General features: G+C 73.4%; 4 protein-coding genes. 1 reads left to right on the plus strand and 3 read right to left on the minus strand.

What is annotated here, in order from left to right; translation table 11 throughout:
• Window positions 1-179: 179 nt before the first annotated feature.
• The 3 genes from ACFWH7_RS20050 to ACFWH7_RS20060 form a co-directional block, all read right to left on the minus strand.
• The gene (locus ACFWH7_RS20050; protein WP_378219270.1) at window positions 180-668 is read right to left on the minus strand and encodes an SRPBCC family protein; all 489 of its coding nucleotides are present in this window, start codon (window positions 666-668) and stop codon (window positions 180-182) included.
• The gene (locus ACFWH7_RS20055) at window positions 665-1,033 is read right to left on the minus strand and encodes an ArsR/SmtB family transcription factor (RefSeq protein ID WP_378219272.1); all 369 of its coding nucleotides are present in this window, start codon (window positions 1,031-1,033) and stop codon (window positions 665-667) included. The genes ACFWH7_RS20050 and ACFWH7_RS20055 overlap by 4 nt, the downstream gene beginning before the upstream one ends.
• 108 nt (window positions 1,034-1,141) lie before the next feature.
• Window positions 1,142-2,521 carry a cryptochrome/photolyase family protein gene (locus ACFWH7_RS20060; protein ID WP_378219275.1) on the minus strand — a complete coding sequence of 460 codons (1,380 nt, stop codon included), beginning with the start codon at window positions 2,519-2,521 and terminating at the stop codon, window positions 1,142-1,144.
• A gap of 51 nt (window positions 2,522-2,572) precedes the next feature.
• Here ACFWH7_RS20060 and ACFWH7_RS20065 point away from each other — a divergent pair, with 51 nt between their 5' ends.
• Entirely contained in the window at window positions 2,573-4,204 is a 1,632-nt protein-coding gene (locus ACFWH7_RS20065; RefSeq protein ID WP_378219277.1) for a peptide MFS transporter, read from the plus strand.
• Window positions 4,205-4,262: the final 58 nt, after the last annotated feature.

A 4,262-nucleotide genomic window follows, 5' to 3' on the forward strand; every position in this document is an offset into this window, starting at 1 on the left:
CGCCCGGGGGGGGCGCCCAACCCGCCCCCCCCCCCCCCGGGGCCCCCCCGGGCGCGCGGGGGCGGGCCGGGGCGCCCGCCCCCGCCGGGGGCGGGCCCCGGGGGCGGCGCCGGGGGAACCACGGACGACGACGGGACGGCACCGCTGGTGGGTGCCGCCCCGTCGTCGCGCGGAGGGGGTCAGGACTCCGCGAGGAGCTCGTCGAGCTGCTCGTAGCCCTCGCGGACGCCGACCTCCATGCCGCTCGCGACGAAGCTGTCGCGACCCTCGATCGAGTCGACGAGCGACGTCGCGGTGAGGCGGCTGCGGCCGCCGGGCAGGTCCTCGAACACGAGGCGGTCCAGCGAGACGCCGTCGGGGAAGCCCTCGTACGTGAAGGTCTGGACGATGAGCTCGTCCTGACGCACCTCGTGGACGCTGCCGAAGAACGCGTACTCGTTGCCGTCCGGGTCCACCTGGACGTAGCGGTAGGCGCCGCCCGTGCGCACGTCCCAGTGCTCGTTGCGCTGGGAGAGGTAGCGCGGGCCGTTCCAGCGCGCGAAGAGCTCCGGGTCGAGGTGGGCGTGGAAGACCTTCGCCGCGGGCGCGTCGAACTCGCGCACGATGCGCACGATCGGGAGGTCCTTCGGGACGACGATCTCGGTCTCGTGGGTGCCGGTGGTGGTCATGGTGCTGCTCCTGTCGTCGGGTCGTTCGAGGGTGCGGCCGCCGGGTCGGGCAGGTCGCGCAGGACGTCGTCGAGGCGGCGGTAGCGGTCCTCCGCCTCGCGCCGGTAGCGCTCGATCCACTTCGTCATGAGGTCGAAGACCTCCGCCTCGAGGTGCACGGGGGCGCGTCGGGCGTCCGTCGTGCGGGTCACCAGGCCGGAGTCCTCGAGCACGCGCAGGTGCTTGGACACCGCCTGGACGGACATGTCGTACGGCCGGGCGAGCTCGCCCACGCTGGCGTCGCCCGACGCGAGCCGGGCCACCATGTCGCGGCGCGTGGGGTCGGCCAGCGCCGAGAACACGCGGGAGAGCGGGTCGGCCGTCACGGGACCTCCTCGTCGAGCGCCGCGGGCGGCGCCCTTTCGTCAACTGTTCGGTTGACTACGACGCTACGCCGGTGTCGTGTGGTCGTCAACCCTCAGGTTGAGAAAGCCTCAGCGGCGCCGTGCGCGCTCGAAGTCGTCGAGCGAGACCGTGCGCTCGACGGCGTGGTCGACGATCCGCTCGGGGTAGCCGGCCGGCTGATCGCGCAGCTTCCAGGGCTCGTGGACCGCCCGTCCTTCGACGCCCCGCAGCTCCGGCACCCAGCGGCGCACGTAGGCGCCGTCGGGGTCGAACTTCTTGCCCTGGGTGACGGGGTTGAAGATGCGGAAGTACGGCGCGGCGTCCCGGCCCGTCCCGGCCACCCACTGCCAGTTGAGCTGGTTCTGCGAGACGTCGCCGTCCGCGAGGTGCGCCATGAAGTGCGCCGCTCCGCGCTGCCACCGCACGTGCAGGTCCTTGACGAGGAACGACGCCGCCACCATCCGGACGCGGTTGTGCATCCACCCCTCGCCCAGGAGCTGGCGCATGCCGGCGTCGACGAGCGGGTAGCCGGTGCGCCCGGCCGCCCAGGCCGCGAGGTACCGGTCCTCGTCCGCCCCGGTCGCCCACGCGTCGTCGGGCACGACCGTGCGCAGCGACCGCCGCGCAGCACCCGGGTGGTGGAACAGGACGTCCGCATGGAACTCACGCCACGCGAGCTCGGACCGGTAGGCGAGCGCGTCGTCGGACGGCGCGATCCCGTCGTGCAGCGCGCTCCGCACGTCGGCGAGGAGTGTCCGCGGGTGGAGCTCGCCCCACTTGAGCGGGATCGACATGCCCGACGTCGCCGGCCGGTCCGGGCGGTCGCGCTCGGACGCGTAACCCGCGAGGTGGTCCTCCAGGAAGGCCCGCCACCGGCGGCGCGCGGCCGTCTCGCCTGCGGCGGGCAGGTGCGCGTCCGTCCCCGGGTCGTCCGGGACACCGTCGGACCCCAGCGACGCCCAGGGCACGTCACGCGGCCGCGGCACGGGGTCGCGCCAGCCGTGCGCGACCCATGCCTCGCGGAACGGCGTGAAGACCTGGAACGGCGTCCCCGTGCGCGTGAGCACGCGGCCGGGCGCGACGGCGTACGGCGAGCCGGTGCGCACGAGGCGCGCGCCGCCGTCGGCCAGCACCTGCTCGACCGCCTCGTCCCGCGCGACGCCGTACGGCTCGTACGACGCCGCGATGTGCACCTCCTCGGCGCGCACCTCGCGCGCGAGCGCGGGCACGACGGTGCGCGGGTCCCCGTGCCGCACGACGAGCCGACCGTCCGTCGCGGCGTCGAGCGCGGCGAGGCTGCGCGCGAGGTACGACCGGCGCGGGTCGCCCGCGGCATCCCAGAGGAGCGGGTCGAGCGCATAGAGCGCGACGACGTCGTCACCCGCCTCCCGAGCCGCCTCCACGGCCGCCACGAGGGCCGGGTTGTCGGCGAGGCGCAGGTCCCGGCGGCACCACCAGAGCGTCGGCATCCGGCCACGCTAACGGTCGCCGGGCGGGCACGCCGGTGGGAGCATCGCAAGATGGACGGTGACGACCCGAAGGGGCAGGACGACGCCCGGCGCCGCGCGCTCGGGCGGGAGGCGCGCACCGAGCCCGACCCGGGCGCGCCGCCCTTCGGGACGGGCACCGCGGCGGGCGTCGGCGCGGCCGAGGGGCCGGCGGCAGGGGCGATCGAGGGGGACCACGCGTTCTTCGGGCACCCGCGCGGGCTGATGACGCTCTTCACCACGGAGCTGTGGGAGCGGTTCAGCTACTACGGGATGCGCGCGATCCTGCTGTTCTACCTGACGGACACGGTCGCGAACGGCGGCCTCGCGATCGACGACACGACGGGCGCCGCACTCGTGTCGATCTACGGCACGGGCGTGTACCTGCTCTCGGTCGTCGGCGGGTGGCTCGCCGACCGGGTGATCGGCTCCCGGCGGTCCGTCCTGTACGGCGGTGTCGTCATCGCCGCCGGTCACGTCAGCCTCGCCGTGCCAGGTGTGGGCTTCTCCATGGTCGGCATCGCTCTCGTGGCGATCGGTACGGGGCTGCTCAAGCCCAACGTGTCGTCGATGGTCGGCGAGCTGTACGCACGCGACGACCCGCGGCGGGACTCCGCGTTCTCGATCTTCTACATGGGCATCAACCTCGGGTCGTTCTTCTCGCCGCTCATCGTCGGCGCGGTGCAGCGGGCGTTCGGCTACCACGCGGGATTCCTGGTCGCGGCGGTCGGGATGGCGATCGCCCTCGTCTTCTTCGTCGCGGGGCGCCGCTATCTCGGGCAGGCGGGCGCCAGCGTCCCGAACCCGATCCGTCCCGACGAACGGTCCAAGATCGTCCGGCTGTTCGCGATCATCGCCGGAGGCGTGGTCGCCGTCGGGCTCGTCGCTGTCGCGGTGGCGGGAGGGTTCGGCGTCAGCACGTTCATCGACACGCTGTCCTACCTCGCGTTCCTCGCACCCGTCGTGTACTTCGTCGTCATGTATCGCTCGCCCAAGGTGACTGACGCCGAGCGGCCGCGGATCCTCGCGTACATCCCGCTGTTCGTCGCGGCGATGCTCTTCTGGATGATCTTCGAGCAGGCTGCGACCACGCTGTCCCAGTTCGCGCGCGACCGGACTCAGCTCGATGTCTTCGGGATCGACATCAGCCCGGCGTTCTTCCAGTCCGTGAACCCGCTCTCGATCATCATCCTGGCGCCCGTGTTCGCGTGGATCTGGCTGAAGACGGGCGACCGGCCCGCGACGGCCAACAAGTTCGCGATCGGGCTCACGCTCGCCTCGGTGTCTTTCCTCTTCCTGGCGGCGGCGTCGGCGGTCGTCGGCGACGCCAAGGCGCCCGCGTGGGTGCTCGTTCTCGTCTACGTGATCCAGACCCTGGGCGAGCTGTGCCTCTCGCCCGTCGGTCTTGCCGCGACGACGCTGCTCGCGCCCAGGGCGTTCCGCTCCCAGGCGATGGCCCTGTGGTTCCTCGCGCCCGCGGCGGGGCAGGCGATCACGGCGCAGGTCGTGCAGGTCACCGAGGGCGCGTCGGACACCGCGTACTTCGGCGGCATCGGGGCCGTGACCCTCGTGTTCGCGATCGCGCTCTTCGCGATCGCACCGTGGGTCACCCGGCACATCCGTCATGCCGACGAGCTCGAGGGCGCGCACACCGCCGGGGCGTGACGGGCCGTGCTGACGTGCGCGCCGCGACCCGGGCGCGCGAGGTCGCACCGTTGCGACC

It is taken from the genome of Cellulosimicrobium cellulans (genome assembly GCF_042723955.1).
Taxonomy (GTDB): Bacteria; Actinomycetota; Actinomycetes; order Actinomycetales; family Cellulomonadaceae; genus Cellulosimicrobium; species Cellulosimicrobium cellulans_H.

What these genes read in the sequence shown, in the direction of transcription:
- ACFWH7_RS20050 (WP_378219270.1), bottom strand. Translation starts at nt 668, where the DNA reads ATGACCACCACCGGCACCCACGAGACCGAGATCGTCGTCCCGAAGGAC.
- ACFWH7_RS20060 (WP_378219275.1), bottom strand. Translation starts at nt 2,521, where the DNA reads ATGCCGACGCTCTGGTGGTGCCGCCGGGACCTGCGCCTCGCCGACAAC.
- ACFWH7_RS20065 (WP_378219277.1), top strand. Translation starts at nt 2,573, where the DNA reads ATGGACGGTGACGACCCGAAGGGGCAGGACGACGCCCGGCGCCGCGCG.